Origin of the sequence: Streptomyces tagetis, assembly GCF_018069565.1 — a bacterium.
GTDB classification, from domain to species: domain Bacteria; phylum Actinomycetota; class Actinomycetes; order Streptomycetales; family Streptomycetaceae; genus Streptomyces; species Streptomyces tagetis.
Genome location: NZ_JAGPNL010000009.1, coordinates 242,376 through 267,194, shown reverse-complemented (window position 1 = coordinate 267,194; position 24,819 = coordinate 242,376). Strand labels below are relative to the sequence as shown.

22 protein-coding genes are annotated in these 24,819 nt (G+C 72.5%); 12 read left to right on the top strand and 10 right to left on the bottom strand.

The annotated features are described in order from the left end of the window. Positions 1-49: 49 nt before the first annotated feature. The 3 genes from J5Y05_RS27415 to fasR all read right to left on the bottom strand — a co-directional run bounded on the left by J5Y05_RS27415 (position 50) and on the right by fasR (position 3,313). A complete protein-coding gene (locus tag J5Y05_RS27415; RefSeq protein ID WP_210875804.1) occupies positions 50-1,081 on the bottom strand; it encodes a ketoacyl-ACP synthase III in 1,032 nt (343 codons plus the stop codon). A gap of 25 nt (positions 1,082-1,106) precedes the next feature. Next, positions 1,107-2,018 (bottom strand): ACP S-malonyltransferase, encoded by a 912-nt coding sequence (locus tag J5Y05_RS27410; protein WP_210875803.1) that lies wholly within the window; start codon positions 2,016-2,018, stop codon positions 1,107-1,109. Between the two features lie 89 nt (positions 2,019-2,107). After that, positions 2,108-3,313, bottom strand: coding sequence for a fatty acid biosynthesis transcriptional regulator FasR (gene fasR / locus J5Y05_RS27405; RefSeq protein WP_210875802.1), 1,206 nt, complete (start codon positions 3,311-3,313; stop codon positions 2,108-2,110). Positions 3,314-3,372: 59 nt separating this feature from the next. Between fasR and J5Y05_RS27400 the strand changes: the two genes are divergently transcribed. After that, positions 3,373-4,032: a pirin family protein gene (locus J5Y05_RS27400; RefSeq protein WP_210875800.1), complete on the top strand. Its 660-nt coding sequence runs from the start codon at positions 3,373-3,375 to the stop codon at positions 4,030-4,032. A gap of 4 nt (positions 4,033-4,036) precedes the next feature. On the opposite strand, the gene J5Y05_RS27395 is transcribed toward J5Y05_RS27400, so the two are convergent. Together J5Y05_RS27395 and J5Y05_RS27390 are read right to left on the bottom strand one after the other, a co-directional pair. Further along, on the bottom strand, positions 4,037-4,858 hold the full coding sequence (locus tag J5Y05_RS27395; protein ID WP_210875798.1) for a serine hydrolase domain-containing protein: 822 nt from the start codon (positions 4,856-4,858) through the stop codon (positions 4,037-4,039). 19 nt (positions 4,859-4,877) lie between these two features. After that, positions 4,878-5,348 carry a GNAT family N-acetyltransferase gene (locus J5Y05_RS27390; RefSeq protein WP_210875796.1) on the bottom strand — a complete coding sequence of 157 codons (471 nt, stop codon included), beginning with the start codon at positions 5,346-5,348 and terminating at the stop codon, positions 4,878-4,880. A 108-nt stretch (positions 5,349-5,456) separates the two neighbouring features. On the opposite strand from J5Y05_RS27390, the gene J5Y05_RS27385 reads away from it, so the two are divergent. Further along, positions 5,457-5,936 carry a MerR family transcriptional regulator gene (locus J5Y05_RS27385; protein WP_210875794.1) on the top strand — a complete coding sequence of 160 codons (480 nt, stop codon included), beginning with the start codon at positions 5,457-5,459 and terminating at the stop codon, positions 5,934-5,936. Between the two features lie 14 nt (positions 5,937-5,950). Here J5Y05_RS27385 and J5Y05_RS27380 read toward each other — a convergent pair whose 3' ends face one another. From J5Y05_RS27380 to J5Y05_RS27370, 3 genes are all read right to left on the bottom strand, one after another. Continuing rightward, the gene (locus tag J5Y05_RS27380; protein ID WP_210875792.1) at positions 5,951-6,805 is read right to left on the bottom strand and encodes a DUF4429 domain-containing protein; all 855 of its coding nucleotides are present in this window, start codon (positions 6,803-6,805) and stop codon (positions 5,951-5,953) included. Between the two features lie 75 nt (positions 6,806-6,880). Continuing rightward, positions 6,881-8,089, bottom strand: coding sequence for an alpha/beta hydrolase (locus J5Y05_RS27375; RefSeq protein WP_210875790.1), 1,209 nt, complete (start codon positions 8,087-8,089; stop codon positions 6,881-6,883). Positions 8,090-8,172: 83 nt separating this feature from the next. Then, positions 8,173-8,883 (bottom strand): TetR/AcrR family transcriptional regulator, encoded by a 711-nt coding sequence (locus J5Y05_RS27370; RefSeq protein ID WP_247615391.1) that lies wholly within the window; start codon positions 8,881-8,883, stop codon positions 8,173-8,175. A gap of 102 nt (positions 8,884-8,985) precedes the next feature. Here J5Y05_RS27370 and J5Y05_RS27365 point away from each other — a divergent pair, with 102 nt between their 5' ends. Beyond that, positions 8,986-10,602, top strand: a complete 1,617-nt coding sequence (locus J5Y05_RS27365) for an MFS transporter (RefSeq protein ID WP_210875788.1) — start codon at positions 8,986-8,988, stop codon at positions 10,600-10,602. A 504-nt stretch (positions 10,603-11,106) separates the two neighbouring features. Here J5Y05_RS27365 and aceE read toward each other — a convergent pair. Then, the gene (gene aceE / locus J5Y05_RS27360; protein WP_210875786.1) at positions 11,107-13,854 is read right to left on the bottom strand and encodes a pyruvate dehydrogenase (acetyl-transferring), homodimeric type; all 2,748 of its coding nucleotides are present in this window, start codon (positions 13,852-13,854) and stop codon (positions 11,107-11,109) included. A gap of 402 nt (positions 13,855-14,256) precedes the next feature. Between aceE and J5Y05_RS27355 the strand changes: the two genes are divergently transcribed. From J5Y05_RS27355 to J5Y05_RS27330, 6 genes are all read left to right on the top strand, one after another. Beyond that, on the top strand, positions 14,257-14,694 hold the full coding sequence (locus tag J5Y05_RS27355; protein WP_210875784.1) for a DUF3052 domain-containing protein: 438 nt from the start codon (positions 14,257-14,259) through the stop codon (positions 14,692-14,694). Between the two features lie 120 nt (positions 14,695-14,814). Beyond that, positions 14,815-15,273 carry a peroxiredoxin gene (locus J5Y05_RS27350; protein WP_210875782.1) on the top strand — a complete coding sequence of 153 codons (459 nt, stop codon included), beginning with the start codon at positions 14,815-14,817 and terminating at the stop codon, positions 15,271-15,273. Positions 15,274-15,397: 124 nt separating this feature from the next. After that, positions 15,398-15,973 (top strand): calcium homeostasis/redox stress adaptation protein, encoded by a 576-nt coding sequence (locus tag J5Y05_RS27345; RefSeq protein WP_030419684.1) that lies wholly within the window; start codon positions 15,398-15,400, stop codon positions 15,971-15,973. 131 nt (positions 15,974-16,104) lie between these two features. Further along, positions 16,105-16,680 (top strand): TerD family protein, encoded by a 576-nt coding sequence (locus J5Y05_RS27340; RefSeq protein ID WP_210875780.1) that lies wholly within the window; start codon positions 16,105-16,107, stop codon positions 16,678-16,680. Between the two features lie 76 nt (positions 16,681-16,756). Beyond that, a complete protein-coding gene (locus J5Y05_RS27335) occupies positions 16,757-17,899 on the top strand; it encodes a DUF475 domain-containing protein (RefSeq protein ID WP_210875778.1) in 1,143 nt (380 codons plus the stop codon). 163 nt (positions 17,900-18,062) lie between these two features. Beyond that, complete coding sequence (locus J5Y05_RS27330) at positions 18,063-18,794, top strand: TerD family protein (protein ID WP_210875946.1); 732 nt, start codon at positions 18,063-18,065, stop codon at positions 18,792-18,794. Positions 18,795-18,908: 114 nt separating this feature from the next. Here J5Y05_RS27330 and J5Y05_RS27325 read toward each other — a convergent pair whose 3' ends face one another. Continuing rightward, the gene (locus J5Y05_RS27325) at positions 18,909-19,784 is read right to left on the bottom strand and encodes a TerD family protein (RefSeq protein WP_210875776.1); all 876 of its coding nucleotides are present in this window, start codon (positions 19,782-19,784) and stop codon (positions 18,909-18,911) included. 206 nt (positions 19,785-19,990) lie between these two features. On the opposite strand from J5Y05_RS27325, the gene J5Y05_RS27320 reads away from it, so the two are divergent. The 3 genes from J5Y05_RS27320 to J5Y05_RS27310 are packed head-to-tail and all read left to right on the top strand — an operon-like array spanning position 19,991 to position 24,815. Then, on the top strand, positions 19,991-21,184 hold the full coding sequence (locus tag J5Y05_RS27320; RefSeq protein WP_210875774.1) for an HpcH/HpaI aldolase/citrate lyase family protein: 1,194 nt from the start codon (positions 19,991-19,993) through the stop codon (positions 21,182-21,184). Then, on the top strand, positions 21,181-23,940 hold the full coding sequence (locus tag J5Y05_RS27315) for a phosphoribosyltransferase (RefSeq protein ID WP_210875772.1): 2,760 nt from the start codon (positions 21,181-21,183) through the stop codon (positions 23,938-23,940). Before J5Y05_RS27320 ends, J5Y05_RS27315 begins: the two co-directional genes overlap by 4 nt. Continuing rightward, a complete protein-coding gene (locus J5Y05_RS27310; RefSeq protein WP_247615389.1) occupies positions 23,937-24,815 on the top strand; it encodes an HAD family hydrolase in 879 nt (292 codons plus the stop codon). Before J5Y05_RS27315 ends, J5Y05_RS27310 begins: the two co-directional genes overlap by 4 nt. Positions 24,816-24,819: the final 4 nt, after the last annotated feature.

Sequence of the window (24,819 nt, the reverse complement as noted above, 5' to 3'; positions counted from 1 at the left end):
GTGTGGCAAAAGGTCCCGCGCCGGACCGGGTGATCCGGAGCGGAGGTGCCTAGGGGAGGGTAACGACCGTCGCGGCGTAGACGAGACCCGCCCCGAAGCCGATGACGAGCGCGGTGTCGCCGCTCTTCGCCTCGCCGGTCGCCAGGAGCCGCTCCATCGCGAGCGGGATCGAGGCGGCCGAGGTGTTGCCGGTGGTGCGGATGTCACGCGCGACCGTGACGTGCTCCGGCAGCTTCAGCGTCTTCACCATCGAGTCGATGATCCGCACGTTGGCCTGGTGCGGGATGAAGACGTCCAGGTCGTCCGGGCTGATTCCGGCCGCGTCCAGCGCCTGCTGGGCGACCTTCGCCATCTCGAACACGGCCCAGCGGAACACCGCCTGGCCCTCCTGCGTGATCGCAGGAAACTTGACGTTGCCCTCGCTGTCGAGGGGGAGGTCGCCGACGTCGCCCCTCCTGAAACGGTCCCACGGGACCGTCTGCTTGATCGTTTCGGCCTTGTCGCCCTCGGAACCCCACACGGTCGGGCCGATCGCCGGCTCCTTGGAGGGGCCGACCACGACCGCGCCCGCGCCGTCGCCGAAGAGGAAGGCGGTCGCCCGGTCCTCCAGGTCGGTCAGGTCGGAGAGCCGCTCCACGCCGATGACGAGGACGTACTCCGCCGAACCCTCGACGATCATGCCCTTGGCGAGGGTCAGCCCGTAACCGAAGCCCGCGCAGCCGGCCGAGATGTCGAAGGCGGCGGCCTTGTCCGTGCCCAGCCGGTCGGCGATCTCGGTGGCGACGGCCGGGGTCTGGCTGAAGTGCGACACCGTCGAGACGACCACGGCGCCGATCTGCTCGGCGTCGATCCCGGCGTCGGCGATGGCCTTGCCGGACGCCTCGACCGACATCGCGGCGACCGTCTCCTCCGGCGAGGCCCAGTGCCGCGTCTCGATGCCGGAGCGCGAGCGGATCCACTCGTCGGACGAGTCGATCGTCTCCAGGATCACCTCGTTCGGCACCACCCGGGTCGGGCGGTAGCCGCCCACCCCGAGGATGCGCGCGTACGGGGCGCCCTTGCTGGGCTTGATCTTCGCCATGTGCGGTCGGCTCCTTAAGGGCGCGTCAGGCGTGCTCGGCGACGAGCTGCCGTGCCGCGTCGAGGTCGGCGGGGGTCTTCAGGGCCAGCGTCTTCACGCCGGGCAGCGCGCGCTTGGCCAGACCGGTCAGCGTGCCGCCGGGGCACACCTCGATCAGCGCCGTGACGCCCAGCTCCTTGAACGTCTCCATGCACAGGTCCCAGCGGACCGGGTTGGCGACCTGCCCGACGAGGCGCTCCAGCACCTCGGCGCCGGTGGCCACGGCCTTCCCGTCCTTGTTGGACACGTACGTCACCGCCGGGTCGGCGGGCGTCAGCGCGCGGGCGGCCTCGGCCAGTTCGGCCACGGCGGGCGCCATGTGGTGGGTGTGGAAGGCGCCCGCGACCTTCAGCGGGACGACCTTGCGCACACCCTCGGGCTTCTCCTCGGCCAGCGCCGCGAGCTGCTCGACGGTGCCGGCGGCGACGATCTGGCCGGCGCCGTTCACGTTCGCCGGGGTCAGGCCGAGCTTCTCCAGGTGGGCCACGCTCACCTCGGGGTCGCCGCCGAGCAGCGCCGACATGCCGGTCTCGGTGACCGCGGCGGCCTCGGCCATGGCCAGGCCCCGGCGGCGGACGAGGGTGAGCGCGGCGCCGTCGTCGAGGACGCCCGCGAAGGCGGCGGCGGTGATCTCGCCGACGCTGTGACCGGCGACCGCGCCCGGCGCGATGTCACCGAGTGCCGCCGCGGAGAGCAGACCGGCGGCGACCAGCAGCGGCTGCGCGACGGCCGTGTCACGGATCTCCTCCGCGTCGGCCTTCGTCCCGTAGTGGACGAGGTCGAGGCCGATGGCGTCGGACCACGCGGCGACACGGTCCTGCGCGCCGGGGAGGGCGAGCCAGTCAGTCAGGAAGCCGGGCGTCTGGGCACCCTGGCCGGGAGCGACGAGTACGAGCACTCTCACACTCTCTCTTGAGGACGGGCACGGCCGCCCGTGAGGACAAGGACGAAGAACACGAGGGGGTTTTGTGGGTCTCTCACAAAAGCCTAGAGTTGCGGATCTCCATCGGCCAGGCGCCCCAGGATCAGCGCGATCCGCAGCGTGAAGGCCGACCGTACATCAGAGGGTGACCAACCGGTGACGTCTGTCACACGTCGGAGCCGGTAGCGCACGGTATTGGGGTGAACGAAGAGCATCCGGGCAGCGCCCTCCAGACTGCTCGCCTGCTCCAGGTAGACGCTCAGCGTTTCCAGCAGCGCGGCCCCGGCCTCCTCCAGCGGTCTGTAGATCTCCTCCACCAACTGATCGCGCGCCGCCGGGTCCGAGGCGATCGCGCGTTCCGGCAGCAGATCGTCGGCGAGCACCGGGCGCGGGGCGTCCTGCCAGGCGGTGCACGCCTTGAGCCCGGCGGCGGCGGCCTGCGCGGACCGGGTCGCGGCCAGCAGGTCCGGCACCACCGGACCGGCCACCACCGGGCCCTGCGCGAACGGGCCGATCAGCGACTTCGCCACGCCCAGCGGGTTGTCGCTGCCGCCCGCGATCACCACCAGCCGGTCGCCGAGGACACCCGTCAGCACCTGGAGCTTGGCGTGCCGGGCGGCCCGCCGGATCGCCTCCACGGTCAGCTCGGAGTCCCCGTTGGGCGCGGTGCCCAGCACCACGCACACGTGCTCCGGCGAGTTCCAGCCGAGCGCGGCGGCCCGGGAGACGGCGCCCTCGTCGGCCTCCCCGCTCAGGACCGCGTTCACCACCAGCGACTCCAGCCGCGCGTCCCAGGCACCGCGTGCCTCGGCGGCCTGCGCGTACACCTGGGCGGTGGCGAAGGCGATCTCCCGCGCGTAGACGAGCAGTGCCTCGCGCAGCACCGACTCGTCGCCGGGGGCGGCCACCTCGTCGATGGCGCTCTCCATGACCTCGATGGTGGTGCGCACCATCTCGACGGTCTGCCGCAGCGTGATCGCCCGGGTCAGCTCGCGCGGCGCGGTGCCGAAGACGTCGGTGGAGATGGCCTGCGGGGCGTCGGGGCGGCGGAACCACTCCGTGAAGGCGGCGATGCCCGCCTGGGCGACGAGCCCGATCCAGGAACGGTTCTCCGGGGGCATCGCCCGGTACCAGGGCAGCGTCTCGTCCATCCGCGCGATCGCCTGCGCGGCGAGCGATCCGGAGGACTTCTCCAGTCGCTTCAGGGTCGCGGCGTGGGTATGGGGGGACGGCGCGGAGGCTCCGGGATTGCCGGTTTCGGGTTCGGGCACGTGGACAAGACTGCCTTATCAGGACGGGCGCGGGTGCCGCCGGGTCTACGGTGGGACCCGTGACGGACATACGGCGCGCGGACGAGCGCTACCCCGGGGGCGAGCCGGCGGCCGGCATCGAGACGCGGCACGCCTTCTCCTTCGGCCCCCACTACGACCCGGACAACCTCCGCTTCGGGGCCCTGATCGCCTGCAACGAGGAGCGGCTCGCGCCCGGCGCCGGCTTCGACGAACACCCGCACAGCCACACCGAGATCGTCACGTGGGTGGTGGAGGGCGAGCTGACCCACCGGGACAGCACCGGCCGGGAGTCGGTGGTGCGGCGCGGGGACGTGCAGCGGCTCAGCGCCGCCTCCGGGGTGCGGCACGTGGAACGCAACGACGGGGCGGCGCCCCTGACCTTCGTCCAGATGTGGCTGGCCCCGCGCGAGCCCGGCGGCACCCCGTCCTACGAGACCGTCCGCGCCCTGCCCGACACCACGCCGTACCCCGTCCCGGAGGCGGCGGCCACCCTCCACGTCCGCCGCCTGGCCCCGGGGGAGAACACGGACCTGCCCGCCGCCCCGTACCTCTACGTCCACGTCGTCCGCGGCACCGTCCGCCTGGACGGCGAGGCGCTGGGCCCCGGCGACGCGGCCCGCCTCACGGACGCCGGGGCGATCCGGGCGACGGCGACGACGGCCGCGGAACTGCTGGCGTGGGCGATGACCGGAGAGTGACCCTCTAGCCCCGGGCCTCGGCCAGTACCGCGTCGGTGAAGGGGGGCCACGCCTCGACGGCCCAGGGGCCGAAGGGACGGTCGGTCAGGGCGGCGCAGGCCAGGCCCGCGTCCGGGTCGATCCACAGGAACGTGCCGGACTGGCCGAAGTGGCCGAAGGCGCGGGGCGAGGACGAGGTGCCCGTCCAGTGCGGGGACTTGCCGTCGCGGATCTCGAAGCCGAGGCCCCAGTCGTTGGGGTTCTGGTGGCCGTAGCCCGGCAGCACGCCCTTGGTGCCCGGGTACTGCACGGTCATCGCCTCCGCGACGGTGCGCGGGTCCAGCAGGCGCGGCGCCTGCACCTCGGCGGCGAAGCGCAGCAGGTCCTCCACCGTGGAGACGCCGTCCTTCGCGGGGGAGCCGTCCAGCGTGGTCGAGGTCATGCCGAGCGGCTCCAGCACGGCCTGGCGGGCGTACTCGGCGAACGGCATCTCCGCGGCCCGCGCGATGTGCTCCCCGAGCTGCTCGAAACCGGCGTTGGAGTAGAGCCGGCGCTCCCCGGGGGCGAAGGTCGCGCGGTGCTCGTCGAAGGCCAGCCCGGAGGTGTGGGCGAGCAGGTGACGGACGGTCGACCCGGGCGGACCGGCCGGCTCGTCCAGCTCGACGGCGCCCTCCTCGTAGGCGACGAGCGCCGCGTAGGCCGCGAGCGGCTTGGTGACCGAGGCCAGCGGGAAGCGCCGCGCGCTCGGGCCGTGGGTGCCCGGCACCGTGCCGTCGGCGCGGACGACACCCGCCGCGGCGGTGGGAACCGGCCAGTTCTCGATCAGGGCGAGGCTCTTGAGCGACATGCCGTCGAGCCTAAGCGGCTCACAGATACAGCCGCATCGAGGGGTCGGGGTCCCGGGTGAAGCCGAGGGAGGCGTACAGCGGCTCGGCCTCCGCGGCGGCGTTGAGCATCACGTGCCCGGCGCCCCGCTCGCGGAACCACTCCAGCAGCGCGGTCATGCCCGCCCGCGCGTACCCGCGGCGCCGGGCGTCGGGGTCGGTGGCGACGCTGAAGACGTAGCCGGTCGTGCCGTGCGGGGAGCGGGCCCCGCCGATCCGGTACTCCAGCGACCCCGCGACCAGCGCCGCCAGGCCCCCCGGCCGCCCGGGACGGTCCACGACGAAGGCGGCGAAGGTGCCGTCCGGGTCGGCGAGCCGGGCCGTCAGCGACGGCAGGGAGCGAGCCTGCCAGCCGGTCGAGGAGGGCGCCCGCCCGAGGGCGTCGAACATCACCTGGCGCAGGCGCAGCACCTCCGCCGCGTCCCCGGGCCCGGCCCGGCGTACGAGACTCATGCCCCGCACGCTACTGAGCGCGGGCCCGGCCTGTCGCGCCCTTTCCCGGGGACGGTTTCCGCCCGAGCCGCTTGCCTGGAGCGCACTCCAACGTCCTAGCGTAGGTCCATGACGGTGATGCAGACCGCGGCCGGAACCCGGCCCAACGCCACCAGAACAGACCTCTGCTCCGCCGGGCCCCCGCGCCCCCCGCGCCCCGACGGACAGGACCGCTACACCATCAGCGAGGTCGCCGCGCTGACCGGCCTGTCGGCCCACACCCTGCGCTGGTACGAGCGGATCGGACTCATGTCCCACATCGACCGCTCGCACACCGGGCAGCGCCGCTACACCAACGCCGACCTCGACTGGCTCGACCTCGTCGGCAAGCTGCGCCTGACCGGCATGCCGGTCGCGGACATGGTCCGGTACGCCGAACTGGTCCGGGCCGGCGAGAGCACCTACGGACAGCGGCGCGCGCTCCTGGAATCCACCCGCGGCGACGTGCTCAGGCGGATCACGGAACTCCGGGACACCCTCGCCGTGCTCGACCTGAAGATCGACTTCTACGGGGACCTGGAACGCGTCCGGGACCAGGAGGTGACCTGACCCCCGGCGCCCGCCTACAGCTCCGCCAGCAACTGCGCCTTCTTCGAGGAGAACTCCTCGTCCGTCACCAGTCCCGCCTGGTGCAGCTCCCCGAGGTGGCGGATGCGCTCCGCGATGTCCGCGGGGTCGCGCCGCGGCCCCGGCACCGCGACGGGTGCCGGCGCCGCGGCGCCCCGCTCCCGGACCGCGGCCAGCACCGCCGCCGCGAAGGGCAGCGACTCGTGCACCGGCCCGTACCCGAGCCCGAAGATGACGGCCGCCGGGTCCTGGTCGGCGCGCGGGTCGGCCGGCTCCCCGTCCCGGGGCAGCAGCCGCAGGTGACCCTCCGGTCCCTCGGGGGAGCGCCACTCCACCCCGCCGAGGCCGGCGACCGGGAAGCTCTGGTCGCCGGCCTTCCACTTCGCCGACGAGGCCCCCGTCCGGGACCAGCGGAACCGCACGGAGGTGCCGTCGAAGGACGCCTTCCCGTCGTACGCCTTGAACCGCCGGGGCCCCTCGGGCGCCGCCACCAGATACCGGCCGGCCGGCTCCGGCCCGGCGAGACCGGCGCGCAACTCGTCGGCGTAGTACGCCGCGAGGCTCTCCCGGTCGGCGGGCAGGACCAGCCGGTACGGGTCGCACCCCTCCGTGAGCTGTCCGGCGGCGGCCTCCATCAACGGGTCGGCGCCCGGCCGTGGTTCGGCGCGCAGGACCACGGTGCCGCGCCTGCCGGGCGTGAGCGCCACCCCGGCGATCGCCTCCAGGGGCACGCGGCGTTCCCCCAGGGCCTGGAAGAGCTTGGGTGTTCGAATCCCCCGTTCGTAGCGGATGAGCACGGAGTCGGACCCGAACTCCCAGGCGGCATGAAATCCGGCCAGTACGTCACCCATGCGGCTCATCGTATGCGGCACGAGCGTCTCCGTCCTCTCCCTGTGCAAAACGGAGTTTCCACCCCTCTACGCGCGTCAGGCGGCTGTCCCGGACACATCCTCCCGGCACGTGTCACCGGCCTCGGCACAGGCCACGGTGCGGTATGCGCCAACGCCGATCCCGGCGAAGTTGCGCAGGCTCTCCGTGCCCGGCACGAAGTAGCCGCCGTGACCCCGGGCGCCCCGCGCCGACAGCACGCGGGCGCCGAAACCGGCGGAGACCGGGTCGGCGCCGTGCCCGAGGCCGCCGACCTCCAGGTAGGGCACGCCCCCGATCCAGTCGTCGGTGTCCCGCATCGCCCACACCCGGGCCGAGGTGTCCAGGCGGGAGACGTTCCGGGCGCGCATGCCCGGACTGCCGGCCACCGCTATGTCGGTCACCCGGGCGGGCAGGTCGCCGGCGGCCAGCCCGCACACCACCGAGCCGTAGCTGTGGCAGAACAGGGCGACCCCGCCGCGTCCGGGCAGCGCGCGGACCAGCGCGTCGAGGCGGACGGCGCCGCGTTCGGCGCGGGCCGCGGTGGCCGCCTCCATGCCGACGCCGTTCGGGGTGGTGTAGTCGGCCCAGGCGATCACGGCGGTACGGGTGGCGGGGCTCGCCTCGCGCTCCGCCGCGTACAGCGCCTCGGCCATGCCGAGCGGCGCCGTGTACCTGCGGCCGGTGCGCTGGAAGGTGAGCAGGTCGGTGTCGACGCCGGGGACGACGACGGAGACGCGTTCGGCGCGGTCGAGGTCGCCGAGGACCTCGGCGACCCGGCCCGGTCCGGCCGGGTCGAAGGCGAGGATGTGGCGGCCGGCGCCGAGCAGCGACGCGTAGCGGTGCATGCGCCGGCCCGCCTCCTGCTGACCGGCGGGGGAGAGGCGCTGGTCGTGCATGCGGCGCCGCTCGACCGCGCGGGCCGCGTGCAGCGCGAGCCGGTTGGCCTGGTAGCGCAGGGTGACGGGGGCGCCGTTCATGTTGCCGACGGCGAGGGGGTAGCGGTGGACCAGGCTCGCCCGCTGGGCCTCGGTGAGCGAGGCGAAGAAGCGGGCCAGCCGGGTCGGGGCCGACGCGGCGCCCGGCAGCCGGCGCCCGTCGATGCGGCCGTGCTCCCAGGCGCTCACCGAGGCTTCGAGGTCCGTCGGCCCCCGGTGGTCGCGCAGGGCGGTCCAGCCGGTCGTCGCCAGCATCACGAACACCACGGCCAGGGCGAGCACCGCGCGCCAGACGTGCGGATGGGGGGAGGTGGGGTCGAAGGAAGTCACTGGGAGGACACACTAGGAGAACGGGAGGGTCTCGGGTGAATCCAGTGACACGGATCACGTTTCAGTCGCGTGATACGGGGTTTCTACGGGGTTCCGCTCCCGTTGCCCGGCGTGTCGGGGTCCGTGCGCCAGGGGCCGGAGAGGGCGGGTTCCACCTGGTCGAGGTAGGAGAGGGTCAGGTCCCGCAGGGCCGGCAGGCCCGCGTCGTCCCCGGCCGACCACATCCGCTCCGTCACCCGCATCACCGCGCCGAAGACGGCCACCACCACCCGCGGACGCGGGTCCGTGTCGACGTCCAGGCCCTCGCGCCCGGCGATCACCCGGGCCAGTTCCTCCTCCAGCTCGTTCGCGCGCCGCAGATGCGCGGCGAGCAGCGCCGGCGTCGACTCGATCACCCGGTAGAAGCGCATGTGCAGGTCGAGCGGGACCAGGTGCCCGATGGAGTCGCCGATGGAGTCCCAGCTCTCCCCGAGCGCGTGGCGGAGCGCGTCCAGCGGTGCCTCGCCCGGCGGCCGGCGGCGCACCGCCTCCACGAAGTGCCCCTCCGCCATCCGGGAGACGAAGAACGCGGCCTCCTCCTTGCCGCCGAAGTAGCGGAAGAAGGTGCGCTGGGAGACGTCGGCGGCCTCGGCGATGTCGTCGACGGTGGTCCGCTCGTAGCCCCGTTCGGCGAAGAGTTCGAGGGCCGCGCGCAGGAGCGCGTCCCGGGTACGCCGCTTCTTGCGTTCGCGCAGTCCGGGGCGTGGGGGCGACGGCACGCCGTTCGCCGGCGTGGTGGTGTCCGCCCGTCCCAAGATCGGCTCCTCGCTCTCGCCGCGGTCGCGGAGATGTCCTGTCAGTTACCGACTAGTGAAATGGTTTGTCAACTGTCAGCGACTGTCACTAATCTCGAAAGTATGACTAGTCAGACCACCATCGAGACGACGGGTCCGGGGGACGCGCCATCAGACCCGTCGGGCCCCGCACCGGCGGCCGGCCTGCGCGGGCACCCGTGGTTCACGCTCATCACCGTCGCCGTCGGGGTCATGATGGTGGCCCTCGACGGCACCATCGTGGCCATCGCCAACCCGGCGATCGCCAAGGACCTGGGCGCCAGCTTCTCCGACGTCCAGTGGATCACCAACTCCTACTTCCTCGCCCTCGCGGTCTCCCTGATCACCGCGGGCAAGCTCGGCGACCGCTTCGGGCACCGCCAGACCTTCCTGATCGGCGTGGTCGGTTTCGCCGCCGCCTCCGGCGCCATCGGCCTGTCCCACACGATCCCGCTGGTGGTCGTCTTCCGGGTGCTCCAGGGCGTCTTCGGCGCGCTGCTGATGCCGGCCGCGCTCGGCCTGCTGCGGGCCACCTTCCCCGCCGAGAAGCTGAACATGGCCATCGGCATCTGGGGCATGGTCATCGGCGCCTCCACCGCGGGCGGCCCGATACTCGGCGGCGTGCTGGTCGAGCACGTCAACTGGCAGTCGGTGTTCTTCATCAACGTGCCGGTGGGCGTCCTCGCCGTCGTCCTCGGCGTCCTCATCCTGCTCGACCACCGCGCGAAGAACGCTCCGCGCTCCTTCGACCTGCTCGGCATCGCCCTGCTGTCCGCGTCGATGTTCTGCCTGGTCTGGGCGCTCATCAAGGCCCCCGCGTGGGGCTGGGGCGACGGCAAGACCTGGGCGTTCATCGTGGCGTCCCTGGTCGGCTTCGGCCTCTTCGCGCTCTGGGAGACCAAGGTCCGCGAGCCGCTGATCCCGCTCGGCATGTTCCGCTCGGTGCCGCTGTCGGCGGGCGTGGTCCTGATGGTGCTCATGGCCATCGCCTTCATGGGCGGCCTGTTCTTCGTCACCTTCTACCTGCAGAACGTGCACGGCATGAGCCCGGTCGACGCGGGCCTGCACCTGCTGCCGCTGACCGGCATGATGATCGTCGGCTCGCCGCTCGCGGGTCTGCTGATCACCAAGGTCGGCCCGCGCGTCCCGCTCGCCGGCGGCATGGCGCTCACCGCGCTCGCCATGTACGGCATGTCCACGCTGGAGAAGGACACCGGCAGCGCCGTCATGTCGCTCTGGTTCGCCGTCCTCGGCCTCGGCCTCGCGCCGGTCATGGTCGGCGCCACCGAGGTCATCGTCGGCAACGCGCCGCTGGAGCTGTCCGGTGTGGCCGGCGGTCTCCAGCAGGCGGCGATGCAGATCGGCGGCAGCCTCGGCACGGCGGTGCTCGGTGCCGTGATGGCCTCCAAGGTCGACCGCGACCTGGGCGGCAACTGGACGTCCGCGGGGCTGCCCCCGCTCACCCCGGAACAGCTCGGCCAGGCGTCCGAGGCGGTCCGGGTCGGGGTGGCGCCGGTGCCCGAGGGCACCCCGGAGCAGGTCGGCGGGGTGATCACGCGGGTGGCGCACGAGACCTTCATCTCGGGCATGAGCCTGGCCTCGCTGACCGCGGCGGGCGTCGCGGCGTTCGCCGTGCTGATCGCGCTCCTCACCAAGCGCGGGGCGAACGCGGAGGCCGGCGCGGGCGTGGGCCACATCTGACCCGGACGGCACGCACGGGCTGGATCGGGCCCGGACCGGCCCGGATACGCGGGGCGGGGCGCTGCGGCGCCTCGCCCCGTTCGCCTATCAGGGTGACAGGAGGCGGGAAACCTCGCCTTCGGCGCCCCCGCCAGATGACAGTGGGTCAAGCCCTCCGCAGGGCATGGGGGAGCGGAGGCCGCGGCGCGCGCTGCCGGAGGGGGGCAGCGCGCGGCCGGCCCGCCCGGGATGCCCCGGCCGGTACGGGGTACACGAAGAGTGAGTCCGTACCGGGCCCGGTACGACGAGGGGCCCGCGGGCTCGACGAGGGCGAGCTGCGGAACCGATCGTGCGGGAACCCCCGCTCACCTGACCGGACGGGGCCATGGAACGGGCCGGACCGCGCGGCGCCCGCAGCCGTCGGACCCCCCTGCGGCCACGGGGCCATCGGACCCCTCAGCGGCCACGGAGCCGAGCCCGGAGCCGAGCCCGGCGGCCCGGGACCCGGCCCCGTACCGCTGTGCCCTACGCGTCGCCGCCCGCGACCCCCGGATCGGCCGCCGTGACGTCCAGGAGCCGGTACCGGTCCACCGCCTGCTTCAGCACCGACCGGTCGACCTTGCCCTCGCGGGCCAGCTCCGTCAGCACCGCCACCACGATCGACTGGGCGTCGATGTGGAAGAAGCGCCGCGCCGCCCCGCGCGTGTCCGCGAAGCCGAAGCCGTCGGCGCCCAGCGACTGGTACGTCCCCGGCACCCACCGCGCGATCTGGTCCGGCACCGACCGCATCCAGTCGGACACCGCCACGAACGGCCCCTCGGCCCCGGCCAGCTTCCGCGTCACCCACGGCACCCGCTGCTCCTCCTCCGGGTGGAGCAGGTTGTGCCGCTCGCAGGCCACGGCCTCGCGCCGCAGCTCGTTCCAGGAGGTCGCCGACCAGACGCCGGCGCGCACGTTCCACTCCTCGGCGAGGATGCGCTGCGCCTCCAGCGCCCACGGGACCGCCACGCCGGACGCCATGATCTGCGCGGGGATGGCGCCGGCCTCGCCCGCGTGGATGCGGTGGACGCCCTTGAGGATGCCCTCGACGTCCACGTCGGCCGGCTCGGCCGGGTGCTGGATCGGCTCGTTGTAGACGGTGAGGTAGTAGAAGACGTCCTCGCCGTGCGGGTGCCGCTCGTCGCCGCCGTACATGCGGCGCAGGCCGTCCTGGACGATGTGCGCGATCTCGTACCCGTACGCCGGGTCGTACGCCACGCACGCCGGGTTGGTCGAGGCGAGGAGCTGCGAGTGGCCGTCCGCGTGCTGGAGCCCCTCACCGGTCAGGGTCGTGCGTCCGGCGGTCGCGCCCAGGACGAATCCGCGCGCGAGCTGGTCGGCCATCTGCCAGAACTGGTCGCCGGTGCGCTGGAAACCGAACATCGAGTAGAAGACGTAGACCGGGATCAGCGGCTCGCCGTGGGTGGCGTAGGCCGAGCCGGCCGCCATCAGCGAGGCCGTGCAGCCCGCCTCCGAGATGCCGTCGTGCAGCATCTGCCCGGTCGGCGCCTCCTTGTAGGCGAGGAGCAGGTCCCGGTCGACGGACTCGTACTGCTGGCCCAGCGGGTTGTAGATCTTCGCACTCGGGAAGAACGAGTCCATGCCGAAGGTGCGGTACTCGTCGGGCGCGATCAGCACGAACCGGCGGCCGATCTCCTTGTCCCGCATGAGGTCCTTGAGCAGCCGCACAAAGGCCATGGTGGTGGCGATCGACTGCTGGCCCGAGCCCTTCTTCACGGTCGCGTACGTGGCGTCGCCCGGCAGCGCGAGCGGCTTCGACCGCACCACCCGGGTCGGGACGTACCCGCCCAGACCGCGGCGCCGGTCGTGCATGTACTGCATCTCCTCGGTGTCCGGCCCCGGGTGGTAGTACGGCGGCGGGCCGGACTCCAGCTCCCGGTCGGAGATCGGCAGGTGCAGCCGGTCGCGGAAGCCCTTGAGGTCGTCGACCGTGAGCTTCTTCATCTGGTGGGTGGCGTTGCGGCCCTCGAAGTTCGGGCCCAGCGTCCAGCCCTTGATCGTCTTGGCCAGGATGACCGTGGGCTGCCCCTTGTGCTCGACGGCCGCCTTGTAGGCCGCGTAGATCTTGCGGTGGTCGTGGCCGCCGCGGCCCAGGTGCAGGATCTGGTCGTCGGTCATGTTCTCGACCATCGCGCGCAGCCGGTGGTCGTCGCCGAAGAAGTGGTCGCGGATGTACGCGCCGGACTCCGTGGCGTACGTCTGGAACTGGCCGTCCGGGGTGGTGTTCATCCGGTTGACCAGCACGCTGTCGCGGTCCTGGGCCAGCAGCGGGTCCCAGGAGCGGTCCCACACCAGCTTGATCACGTTCCAGCCGGCGCCGCGGAAGATCGACTCCAGCTCCTGGATGATCTTCCCGTTGCCGCGCACCGGCCCGTCCAGGCGCTGGAGGTTGCAGTTGACCACGAAGGTCAGGTTGTCCAGGCCCTCGCGGGCGGCGATGGAGAGCTGGCCGAGCGACTCGGGCTCGTCCATCTCGCCGTCGCCGAGGAAGGCCCACACGTGCGAGCGGGAGGTGTCGGCGATCCCGCGCGCCCGCATGTAGCGGTTCATGCGCGCCTGGTAGATCGCGGCGATCGGGCCGAGCCCCATCGACACCGTCGGGAACTCCCAGAAGTCCGGCATGGAGCGCGGGTGCGGGTACGACGACAGCCCGTCCGGCGCCTTGGACTTCTCCTGCCGGAACCCGTCCAGGTGCCGTTCGCCGAGCCGGTCCAGGAGGTACGCGCGGGCGTAGATGCCCGGCGAGGCGTGCCCCTGGAAGAAGACCTGGTCGCCGCCGTCGCCCTGGTCCTTGCCGCGGAAGAAGTGGTTGAAGCCCACGTCGTAGAGCGAGGCCGAGGAGGCGAAGGTCGCGATGTGGCCGCCGACGCCGATGCCGGGCCGCTGCGCCCGGGAGACCATCACCGCGGCGTTCCACCGGGTGGCGTTGAGGATCTTGCGCTCGATCTCCTCGTTGCCGGGGAAGAACGGCTCGTCGCGGGTGGCGATGGTGTTCACGTAGTCCGTGCTGCGCATCTCGGGCACGGCCACGCGCTTCTCGCGGGCCCGCTCGATCAGCCGCAGCATCAGGTAGCGGGCCCGCTCCCGGCCGCGTTCGTCGACGGCGGCGTCGAGGGAGTCGAGCCACTCCTGTGTTTCCTCGGGGTCGAAGTCAGGAACCTGACTCGGCAGGCCGCCAATGATGATCGGACTGCGATCGTTTGCGGAAGCCACGCTGTTCCTTCACTGTCGGAGGGCCACGGTGCAACGGGTGCGGGGTACGCCGTCCCCATCGTCCACCTCAAGCGGGAAAACGTCATCTGTACCGTGGGGTAACCGGTTCCCCCGCGGGAATCGGGACACGGTCGTCCGAGTGTCGTACCCCCGCATGGTTCCCAAATACGCAAACGGGGCAGAAAGGTGTGGTGTACGTCACGCTCGGTCTGGACGGCACGGCAGGAGTTGCGGCGACACCGCCCGGATCGTCACCGTTTCGGCGGTCCCGGCGGCCGGGTACTTGCGCGATCCGTCCCGCCCGTGTGGACTACGGCCAAGCCACGCGCACGCGCGTGGCCGAGATCCCTCCGGTCCCGACGGACCGGGGGCCCCGACCAAGACATGATCAGGAGGCAACCCGTGAGCGCGACCGCGGACCACGCGGAGGAGCGGACGAACCCTGCCGTAAGGCTGGGGTTCCAGCCCGAGCAGGTGGTCCAGGAGATCGGCTACGACGACGATGTCGACCAGGAGCTCCGCGAGGCCATCGAAGGAGCCGTCGAGGGCGAGCTGGTGGACGAGGACTACGAGGACGTGGCCGACGCCGTCGTGCTGTGGTTCCGTGACGACGACGGCGACCTGACGGATGCGCTGGTGGATGCCACCACGTACATCGAAGAAGGCGGCTCGATCCTGCTCCTGACGCCGAAGACCGGCCGGGCCGGATACGTCGAGCCCAGCGACATCTCGGAAGCCGCGACGACGGCAGGACTGACGGCGTCCAAGAGCGTCAGTGTCGGCAAGGACTGGAGCGGCAGCCGGCTGGCGACGCCGAAGGCGGCCAAGTCGAAGCGCTGAGCCGTACGACCGTCCGGAACCGCGGACGGACCGGCCCCGTCCGGCCCGTCCGCGGCTCCGCGGCGACCCCTGCGTAGGGTGTTTCCCAGCGAATCACCCTCCGAAGGGACGAACAGGACCATGGCGATCCAGGTCGGCGACAAGGCCCCCGACTTCGAGCTGAAGGACAACCACGGAGCCACCGTGAGGCTGTCCGACTTCCACGGGCGCAAGAACGTCGTGCTGCTCTTCTACCCGTTCGCCTTCACCGGCGTCTGCACGGGCGAGCTGTGCGAGGTCCGCGACAACCTGCCCCGGTTCGCCGACCGCGACACCCAGGTGCTCGCCGTGTCCAACGACTCCATCCACACCCTGCGCGTCTTCGGCGAGCAGGAGGGGCTGGAGTACCCCCTGCTGTCGGACTTCTGGCCGCACGGCAACGTCTCGCGCGCCTACGGCGTCTTCGACGAGGACAAGGGCTGTGCCGTCCGCGGCACCTTCATCATCGACCGGGAGGGCGTCGTCCGCTGGACCGTCGTCAACGGACTGCCGGACGCCCGTGACCTGAACGCGTACGTCGCGGCGCTCGACACCCTGTGATTCCCGGCCCGCACGGCCTGCGGCGGACGGGAACCCGTCACTAGGATCGACTCGTTGATCCGGCATCCACACACACATCCGACGCACGACGGGGCTTTCGCCCCGGGACACCAAGGGAGGACTCGTGGGAGTCAGCCTCAGCAAGGGCGGCAACGTATCGCTGACCAAGGAGGCCCCCGGCCTGACCGCGGTCATCGTCGGTCTGGGGTGGGATGTCCGCACCACGACCGGCACCGGCTTCGACCTCGACGCCAGCGCGCTGCTGCTGAACAGCTCCGGCAAGGTCGCCAGCGACCAGCACTTCGTCTTCTTCAACAACCTCAGGAGCCCCGACGGCTCGGTCGAGCACACCGGCGACAACCTCACCGGTGAGGGCGAGGGCGACGACGAGCAGATCAAGGTCGACCTGGCCGGCGTCCCCGCCGACATCGAGAAGATCGTCTTCCCGGTCTCGATCTACGACGCCGAGAACCGCCAGCAGTCCTTCGGCCAGGTCCGCAACGCGTTCATCCGCGTCGTGAACCAGGCGGGCGAGGCCGAGATCGCCCGCTACGACCTGAGCGAGGACGCCTCCACGGAGACCGCCATGGTCTTCGGCGAGCTGTACCGCAACGGCGCGGAGTGGAAGTTCCGCGCCATCGGCCAGGGCTACGCCTCGGGCCTGCGCGGCATCGCGCAGGACTTCGGCGTGAACGTCTGAGACGTGTGAACGTCCCGGACGCCTGAACACCCCGAGGCGAACGGCCTCGATCGTCCGGCGCCGCACGGTTTACGTGCGGCGCCGGACGCGCAAGTAACCCAAGAACCATCACCCGGGGAGGGACCATCACCATGGGCGTCACTCTTGCCAAGGGGGGCAACGTCTCGCTGTCGAAGGCCGCACCGAACCTCACGCAGGTGCTGGTCGGCCTCGGCTGGGACGCGCGTTCCACCACCGGAGCACCCTTCGACCTCGACGCCAGCGCGCTGGTGTGCAGCGGCGGCCGGGTGCTCGGGGACGAGTGGTTCGTCTTCTACAACCAGCTCACGAGCCCCGACGGCTCCATCGAGCACACCGGCGACAACCTCACCGGTGAGGGCGAGGGCGACGACGAGTCCCTCCTGGTCGACCTCTCCAGGGTCCCGGCCCACGCCGACAAGATCGTCTTCCCGGTCTCGATCCACATGGCCGACGAGCGCGGCCAGACCTTCGGCCAGGTCAGCAACGCCTTCATCCGGGTCGTCAACCAGGCCGACGGCCAGGAACTGGCCCGCTACGACCTGAGCGAGGACGCCTCCAGCGAAACGGCCATGATCTTCGGCGAGCTGTACCGCTACCAGGGCGAGTGGAAGTTCCGTGCAGTTGGTCAGGGGTACGCGTCCGGGCTGCGCGGGATCGCCCTAGACTTCGGAGTCAACGTTTCGTAAAGCCGGGTACGGCGCAGGGGAGCGCCTCCCCCAGACTCCGTCTGGGAAGGACCCCCCACACACGATGGGGTAGCCAGTGATTCTGAAAACCTTCGGCTGGTCGTTCGCGGTCACCGCGCTCGGCCTGGTCGCGGCGGTCTTCTACGGGGGGTGGACCGCGTTCGGGATCGTGGCGATCCTCTCCGTTCTGGAGATCTCGCTGTCGTTCGACAACGCGGTGGTCAACGCCGGAATCCTGAAGAAGATGAACGCCTTCTGGCAGAAGATCTTCCTCACCCTGGGCATCCTGATCGCCGTCTTCGGCATGCGTCTGGTCTTCCCGGTCGTGATCGTGGCGGTCAGTGCCCAGCTCGGGCCGATCGAGGCCGTCGAACTGGCCCTCACCGACAAGCACCGTTACCAGGAGCTGGTGACCGACGCGCATCCGGCGATCGCGGCGTTCGGCGGCATGTTCCTGCTGATGATCTTCCTGGACTTCATTTTCGAGGACCGGGACATCAAGTGGCTGGCCTGGCTGGAGCGTCCGCTGGCCAAGCTGGGCAAGGTCGACATGCTGTCGGTCTGCGTGGCGCTGGTCGTGCTGCTGGTCTCGGCGATGACCTTCGCCGCCAACGCCCACCAGCACGGCGGGGCCACGGTCGACAAGGCCGAGACCGTCCTCATCGCCGGTGTGGCCGGTCTGATCACCTACATGATCGTCGGGGGGCTCTCCGGGTACTTCGAGGACAAGCTCGAAGAGGAGGAGGAACGCGAGCACGAGGCCGAGGAGGCCGCCGAGCGCTCGGGCAAGCCGCGTTCGGCCGTCGCCCTGGCCGGCAAGGCCGCCTTCTTCATGTTCCTGTACCTGGAGGTGCTGGACGCCTCCTTCTCCTTCGACGGCGTGATCGGCGCCTTCGCCATCACCAACGACATCGTCCTGATGGCGCTCGGCCTGGGCATCGGCGCGATGTACGTGCGGTCGCTCACCGTCTACCTGGTCCGCCAGGGCACCCTGGACGACTACGTCTACCTGGAGCACGGCGCCCACTACGCCATCGGCGCCCTCGCCGTGATCCTCCTGGTGACCATCCAGTACCAGATCAACGAGATCATCACGGGCCTGGTCGGCGTCGTCCTCATCGGCTGGTCCTTCTGGTCCTCCGTGCGCCGCAACCGCGCCCTCGCCGACGCCGAACAGGCGGGCGACGGCGAGAAGGCCGAGGTTCCCTCGGGCGTGTGACCCTCCGCGGCCCCCTGGCCGGTTCCGCCCCCGGTGCGCTCGCGCACCGGTGTGAACCGGCCCCGGGGACGGGAAAGCTCTGGACGGGGCGGGTGCGGGGGGACGGCTCCCCGCGACCGCCCCGTCCGCATGCCGGTACTAGCGAGGGGACGTGGGGGCGGGAATGGGCTTCCTGGACGGACTGTGGCGGGGCCGCGAGAGCGAGTTCGACTCGGGCAGCGCGGCGACCAACACCATAGAGCTGACGAAACGGCACAGCCAGATCTCCCTGACCAAACAGGGCGCGGCCACCGGCAACCTCCGCATCAACCTGTCCTGGCGGATGCGCACCTCCGACATCGTGGGCATCCAGCGGGAGAGCCTGCTGCGCCACCCCCTCAAGGCGCTCAAGCCGCCGGAGGTCATCGGGCACAGCCAGAGCATGGTCAACGTCGACCTCGACCTCGGCTGCCTCTACGAGCTCCAGGACGGCACCAAGGGCGTGGTCCAGCCGCTCGGCGGCTACCTCGGCGACGTCAACGCCCCGCCGTACGTGAAGATCAGCGGCGACGACCGGTTCGGCTCGGCCTCCGGCGAGACGATGTACATCAACCTCGACCAGCGCGAGGCCATCAAACGGCTCCTGGTCTTCGTGTACATCTACGACCAGACGCCCGCCTTCGACCGCACGCACGCCATCGTCACGCTCTACCCGAGCAACGGGCCGCGCATCGAGATCGGCCTCGACGAACGGCACCCGCAGGCCCGCTCCTGCGCCGTGGTGCTGATCGAGAACGTCAAGGACGAGATCCTCGTCCACCGCGAGGTGAAGTTCGTCTACGGCTTCCAGGGCGAGCTGGACCGGCTCTACGGGTGGGGGCTCCAGTGGGGGCGGGGGTACAAGACGAAGACGTAGCAAGGGGGTTGGAGCCGCGCGTCCCCGGGCCGTGCCCCACGCCCATGCCGGGGCACGGGCGGGGGCCGAGGTGTACGCGGAGCAGGCGGGCCGTGCGGGCCGGGCGGACGCGGTCTAGCGGCCGATGAACTGCGGGCCCTGGGGCGGGAGCCGGAAGTCGGGGTCCGGGCCGGGGCCGGCCGGCGCCGGGTAGCCGTAGCCGGCCTGTGCCACGGCGGCCGGAGCCTGTGGGTAGCCGTATCCGGGCCGCCCGGCGGGCTGCGGGTAGCCGTAGGCCGGCTGGGTCGCCGGGGGCTGCTGCGGGTAGCCGTAGGCGGGCTGCGCCGGCACCCCGGGCATGCCCGGCGGCTGCTCCGGGGGCAGCGGACGCGAGACCTCCGGGACCGGCACGGCCGCCGGGGGCGCCGGCGCGGGGTCCGCGGCGTCGGACGCGTCCTGCGCCGCCTCGGACTCGTCCACCGAGATGCCGAAGTCCGTCGCCAAACCCTTCAGCCCGTTCGAGTAGCCCTCGCCGAGCGCCCGGAACTTCCAGCCCTCCCCACGCCGGTACAACTCCCCGCAGATCAGCGCCGTCTCCCGGCCGGTCTCCGGCCGGACGTCGAAATACGCCAGCGGTTCGTCGTCCCCGGCCACCGCGTCGTACAGCAGAATGCGCAGGTCGTGCACCTGGTCGAAGGCGACGCCGTCCGCCGAGGCGACCAGCAGGACCCGGGCCACCGACCCCTCCACCCCGGACAGGTCGGTCTGGACCGTGTCCGTCAGGGCGTCCCCGGCCCGTTTCTTGCCGAGCCGCCAGACCTGCCCGGAGGGATGCCGGGGCTGGTTGTAGAAGACGAAGTCCTCGTCCGAACGCACACGGTCGTCGTGGCCCAGCAGCAGCGCCGAGGCATCGACGTCCGGGACCCCCTGCCCGGGGGTCCAGCGCAGCACGGCGCGTACCGTGGTGGCTTGCAGCGGGACGTTCGACCCCTTCAGCATCGCGTGCGTCATGCCGTCATCCTGCCCTCTCGGTTCTGGTCACGACAATGCGGGGCCGGTGGCCGGATCATGTCCCCGCGCACCGGGCCGCCCGCCGTCCCCACGGCCGGTCACCTGGATTTCATGTGCGGCGGGAACCGCCGACACGGTCACGTACGTACTATTACCGGTCACCTTCGGACAGTTCCAGGTGGCCCAGTCGCCACGGGGGAGTACACATGCGTCATTTCGGCCACATCGCTCCTGAGGTGCGCAGGCGCCTCTTCCACCAGGAGCCCTGTGCCTTCACGGCCGACTCCCCGGCCCGGCTGCTCTCCGCCGCCCTCGGCGCCACGCTCTACAGCCCGGCCACCCGCCCGAGCCTCGCCGACGACGTCCTCAAGCAGGCCGCGCGCGGTGTGGTGTCGATGGTGCTGTGCCTGGAGGACTCGATCGGCGACGCCGACGTACCGGCCGGCGAGGAGAACCTCGTCCGCCACCTCACCGACCTGGCCGCCCGGCCCGCCGCGCGGGTGCCGCTGCTCTTCATACGGGTCCGCGTCCCCGAGCAGATACCCGACCTGACCGCCCGCCTCGGCCCCGCGGTCCGCCTGCTCTCCGGCTTCGTGCTGCCCAAGTTCACCGGCGAGCGCGGACTGCCCTTCCTGGAGGCGCTCGCCGACGCCGAGGCGACGAGCGGACGCCGCCTGTTCGCCATGCCGGTCCTGGAATCGCCCGACCTGCTCTACCAGGAGACGCGCGTCCCCACCCTGGAAGGCATCTTCCGCGCCGTCGACAAGTACCGCGACCGCGTCCTCGCCGTACGCCTCGGCGTCACCGACTTCTGCTCCTCCTACGGGCTGCGCCGGGCCTCCGACATGACCGCCTACGACATCCAGATCGTCGCCTCCGTCATCGCCGACGTGGTCAACGTCCTCGGCCGCGCCGACGGCACCGGATTCACCGTCACCGGACCGGTGTGGGAGTACTTCCGGGTCCAGGAGCGGATGTTCAAGCCGCAGTTGCGGCAGAGCCCCTTCCTGGAGGTCAAGGCCGCCGCGCTGCGCCAGAGGCTGATCGACCACGCCATGGACGGGCTGCTGCGGGAGATCTCCCTCGACCAGGCCAACGGGCTGCTCGGCAAGACCTGCATCCACCCCTCCCACGTGCTGCCGGTGCACGCGCTGTCCGTCGTCAGCCACGAGGAGTACTGCGACGCCCGCGACATCCTGCGGCCCGAGCGCGGCGGCGGGGGCGTGCTGCGGTCCGCGTACACGAACAAGATGAACGAGGTGAAGCCGCACCGCGCCTGGGCCGAGCGGACGCTGCTGCGCGCCGAGGTCTTCGGGGTGGCCAACGAGGACATCGGCTTCGTGGAACTCCTCGGCGCCGGACTCACCGACGGAACCGACCGCATCGCGGGGGACGCATGAACGACACACAGGGAACGGCGGCCGACGGGCAGCCCGACGGGAGCCCCGGCGTCTGGTCCGGGAGCTGGGTCGCGCGGCGGCTCGGCGTGGCACTCGACGGCGACGACACGCTGACCGGGCTCCTGGGGCTCGCCCTGCGCCGCAACCCCAAGCGGGCCCACCTGCTCGTCTCCAACGTGCTCGGCAAGCACGTCCCGCAGTCCCCCTCCGTCGTCCACGGCCACGGCGTGGCGCTGGGCCGGCGCGTCCGCGACCTGCTCGGGCCCGAGGAGGCCGCCCGCTGCGTCGTCCTCGGCTACGCGGAGACCGCCACCGGGCTCGGCCACTCGGTCGCCGACGGGCTGGGCAGCGCGCCCTGCCTGCACTCCACCCGGCGCCCGGTGCCCGGCGTCCGGCGGGCGGGCGGCTTCGAGGAGTCCCACTCCCACGCCACCTCCCACCTGCTGCTGCCCGAGGACCCGGAACTGCTCGCCGGGGCCGGTCCGCTGGTCCTCGTCGACGACGAGTTCTCCACCGGCAACACGGTCCTCAACACCATCTGGGCCCTGCACGCGCGCTACCCGCGCGAGCGGTACGTCGTCGTCGCCCTGGTCGACATGCGCTCGCCCGCCGACGCCGGGCGCCTGGACGACTTCGCCCGGGACATCGGCGCCCGCGTGGACCTGGTCACGGCCGCCTCGGGCACGGTGCGGCTGCCGCCGGACGTCCTGGAGAAGGGCCGGGCGCTCGTCGCCCACCACGAGGCGGCGCCCAGGGGGGAGACGCCCGGCACGGGTGGCGCGGGTGGCGCGGGCGGAACGGGTGGTACGGGTGGCACGGCGGAGGGTGGCGCGGGCGCGGGCACGCGCGCGGGGGGCGTGGTGGAGGGCGGGACGGCGGCGGGGGAGCCGCACGGCGGGTCCGGCGACACGCCGGGCGCCGACCGTGGTGCCGGCGACACGCCGGCCTCCGGTCACCGCCACGCCGACGACACGCCGGGTGCCCGCCACCGTGCGGGCGACACGCCGACCCCCGGCCGCGGCGCCGAGCGTGTCGGCTCCGGTGCCGCTGCGGGCCGCGTCCGGCGTGTCGCCCTGGAGTGGCCCGCCGGGCTGCCCGACGGCGGACGGCACGGCTTCACGCCCGCGCACCGCGCGCGGCTGGAGGCGGCCCTGCCCGGCATGGCCGCCCGGATCGCCGCCGCCCTGCCCGCCGGAGCCCGCCGTGTCCTCGTCCTCGGCTTCGAGGAGCTGATGTACGCCCCGCTGCGCCTCGCCCGCGAACTGGAGCGCGCCGGCGGCGCCGAGATCCGCTTCTCCACCACCACCCGCTCGCCCGTCCTCGCCGTCGACGACCCCGGGTACGCGATCCGCACCCGCCTCGTCTTCCCGGCCCACGACGACCCCGCCGACGGCCCCGGCGAGCGCTACGCCTACAACGTCGCCGGCAACGGCTTCGACGCCGTCGTCACCGTCGTCGACTCGGCCGCCGACACGCCCGTACTGCACGCCCCCGGCGGCCTGGTGGCCCAACTCGCCGCGCACGTCCCGCACGTCCTGCTCGCCGTCGTCCCGTCCTACCGGCCGCGAGCCCCGCACGTCCCCGAAAGGCCCCCGATGCTCCCCGCCCCCCTGCGTGGCCCCGCCTTCTCCTCGTACGACCCCGACGAGGTCGGCTGGCTGCTCCAGGACCTCTCGGACGTGACGCTGGAGGCGCCCACCGAGGAGCGCGAGGAGGCGATCCAGAGCGGCGGCGCGCACTACGCCGAGTCGCTGCCCGTCGAGTACCAGCCGAGCGCCCAGTACCAGGAGCTGTTCCACGCGGCGCTGGAGACGTCCGCGCACCGGCTGGCGCGGGCCGTCGGCGCCGTCACCGAACTCGTCCTCGCCGAGCGCTCCCCGCGGCCCGTCCTGGTCTCCCTGGCCCGCGCCGGGACCCCGGTCGGCATCCTCATGCGCCGCTGGGCCCGTTTCCGCCATGGAGTGGACCTCGCGCACTACGCGGTCTCCATCGTGCGGGGCCGCGGCATCGACGCCAACGCGCTGCGCTGGCTGGCCGCCCACCACGACCCGGCCGACGTCGTCTTCGTCGACGGCTGGACCGGCAAGGGCGCCATCACCCGCGAACTCGCCGACGCCCTGCGCGACTTCGAGGCCCGCGAGGGCGTCACCGGCTTCGATCCGGAGATCGCCGTCCTGGCCGACCCCGGCTCCTGCGTACGCACCTACGGCACCCGCGACGACTTCCTCATCCCGTCCGCGTGCCTCAACTCCACCGTCTCCGGGCTGATATCGCGCACCGTGCTCCGCGCCGACCTCGTCGGCCCGCACGACTTCCACGGCGCCAAGTTCTACCGCGACCTCGCCGGCGCCGACCTCTCCCGGGACTTCCTCGACGCCGTCTGCGCCCGCTTCCCCGAGGCCGCCGACGCCGCCCTCGGCCAGGCCAAGGACCTCCTCGCCGCCGACCGGAGCCCCACCTGGGCGGGGTGGGCGGCGGTGGAGCGCATCAGCGAGGAGTACGGCATCCACGACGTGAACCTCGTCAAGCCCGGCGTCGGCGAGACCACCCGGGTGATGCTGCGCCGGGTGCCGTGGAAGGTGCTGGCCCGGACCGGCGCCGGCGCCGACCTGGACCACGTGCGCCTGCTCGCCGCCCAGCGGGGCGTCCCCGTCGAGGAGGTCGACGGACTGCCGTACACCTGCGTCGGCCTCATCCACCCCCGCTACACGCGCGGCGCGACCGGCGCCGACGGCACGGCGGTGACGGCGGGATGACCCCCCTCGTCGCCAGCGACCTCGACCGCACCCTCGTCTACTCCGACGCCGCCCTCGGCCTGACCATGCCCGACCCGCGGGCGCCCCGGCTGCTGTGCGTCGAGGTCTACGAGGGCCGCCCGCTGTCCTACCTGACCGAGACGGCCGCGGGCCTGCTGGCCGAACTCGCCGGCCGCGCGCTCTTCGTACCGGCCACCACCCGCACCCCCGCGCAGTACGGCCGCATCCGCCTGCCCGGTCCGCCGCCGCGGTACGCGGTCTGCGCCAACGGCGGCCACCTGCTGGTCGACGGCGTCCCGGACGCCGGCTGGCACGCGCGCGTGCGGGCACGGCTCGACGCCGAGTGCGCGCCGCTCGCCGAGGTCCGCGACCACCTCGCGCGCACCGCCGACCCGGAGTGGACGCGCAAGCACCGGGTCGCCGACGACCTCTTCGCCTACCTCGTCGTCGAGCGCGCGCTGCTGCCCGGGGAGTGGGTGAGGGAACTCGCCGCCTGGGCCGAGGAGCGCGGCTGGGGCGTCTCCCTCCAGGGCCGCAAGCTCTACGCCGTGCCCCGGCCGCTCACCAAGAGCGCCGCCGTGCGCGAGGTGGCCCGCCGCACCGGCGCCGGGCCCGTGCTCGCCGCCGGGGACTCCCTCCTCGACGCCGACCTGCTGCTCGCCGCCGACCGGGGCTGGCGCCCCGGCCACGGCGAACTGGCCGACTCCGGCTGGCACGCCCCGGCCGTCACCGCCCTGCCGGAGCGGGGGGTGCTGGCCGGGGAGCGCATCCTGCGGGAGTTCCTGGGCGCGGTGGGCACTGCGGGCGCGGTGAGCGCTGCGGGTGCGACGGGTGGTGCGGTGGGCGCCCCGCGCGGTGGCCCGGCGGCCGGCTGAGCCG

What these genes read in the sequence shown, in the direction of transcription:
- J5Y05_RS27395 (WP_210875798.1), bottom strand. Translation starts at nt 4,858, where the DNA reads ATGTCGCTCAAGAGCCTCGCCCTGATCGAGAACTGGCCGGTTCCCACC.
- J5Y05_RS27330 (WP_210875946.1), top strand. Translation starts at nt 18,063, where the DNA reads ATGGGCTTCCTGGACGGACTGTGGCGGGGCCGCGAGAGCGAGTTCGAC.
- J5Y05_RS27380 (WP_210875792.1), bottom strand. Translation starts at nt 6,805, where the DNA reads ATGGGTGACGTACTGGCCGGATTTCATGCCGCCTGGGAGTTCGGGTCC.
- J5Y05_RS27310 (WP_247615389.1), top strand. Translation starts at nt 23,937, where the DNA reads ATGACCCCCCTCGTCGCCAGCGACCTCGACCGCACCCTCGTCTACTCC.
- J5Y05_RS27320 (WP_210875774.1), top strand. Translation starts at nt 19,991, where the DNA reads ATGCGTCATTTCGGCCACATCGCTCCTGAGGTGCGCAGGCGCCTCTTC.
- J5Y05_RS27325 (WP_210875776.1), bottom strand. Translation starts at nt 19,784, where the DNA reads ATGACGCACGCGATGCTGAAGGGGTCGAACGTCCCGCTGCAAGCCACC.
- J5Y05_RS27340 (WP_210875780.1), top strand. Translation starts at nt 16,105, where the DNA reads ATGGGCGTCACTCTTGCCAAGGGGGGCAACGTCTCGCTGTCGAAGGCC.
- J5Y05_RS27415 (WP_210875804.1), bottom strand. Translation starts at nt 1,081, where the DNA reads ATGGCGAAGATCAAGCCCAGCAAGGGCGCCCCGTACGCGCGCATCCTC.
- J5Y05_RS27350 (WP_210875782.1), top strand. Translation starts at nt 14,815, where the DNA reads ATGGCGATCCAGGTCGGCGACAAGGCCCCCGACTTCGAGCTGAAGGAC.
- J5Y05_RS27365 (WP_210875788.1), top strand. Translation starts at nt 8,986, where the DNA reads ATGACTAGTCAGACCACCATCGAGACGACGGGTCCGGGGGACGCGCCA.
- J5Y05_RS27315 (WP_210875772.1), top strand. Translation starts at nt 21,181, where the DNA reads ATGAACGACACACAGGGAACGGCGGCCGACGGGCAGCCCGACGGGAGC.
- J5Y05_RS27390 (WP_210875796.1), bottom strand. Translation starts at nt 5,348, where the DNA reads ATGAGTCTCGTACGCCGGGCCGGGCCCGGGGACGCGGCGGAGGTGCTG.
- J5Y05_RS27385 (WP_210875794.1), top strand. Translation starts at nt 5,457, where the DNA reads ATGACGGTGATGCAGACCGCGGCCGGAACCCGGCCCAACGCCACCAGA.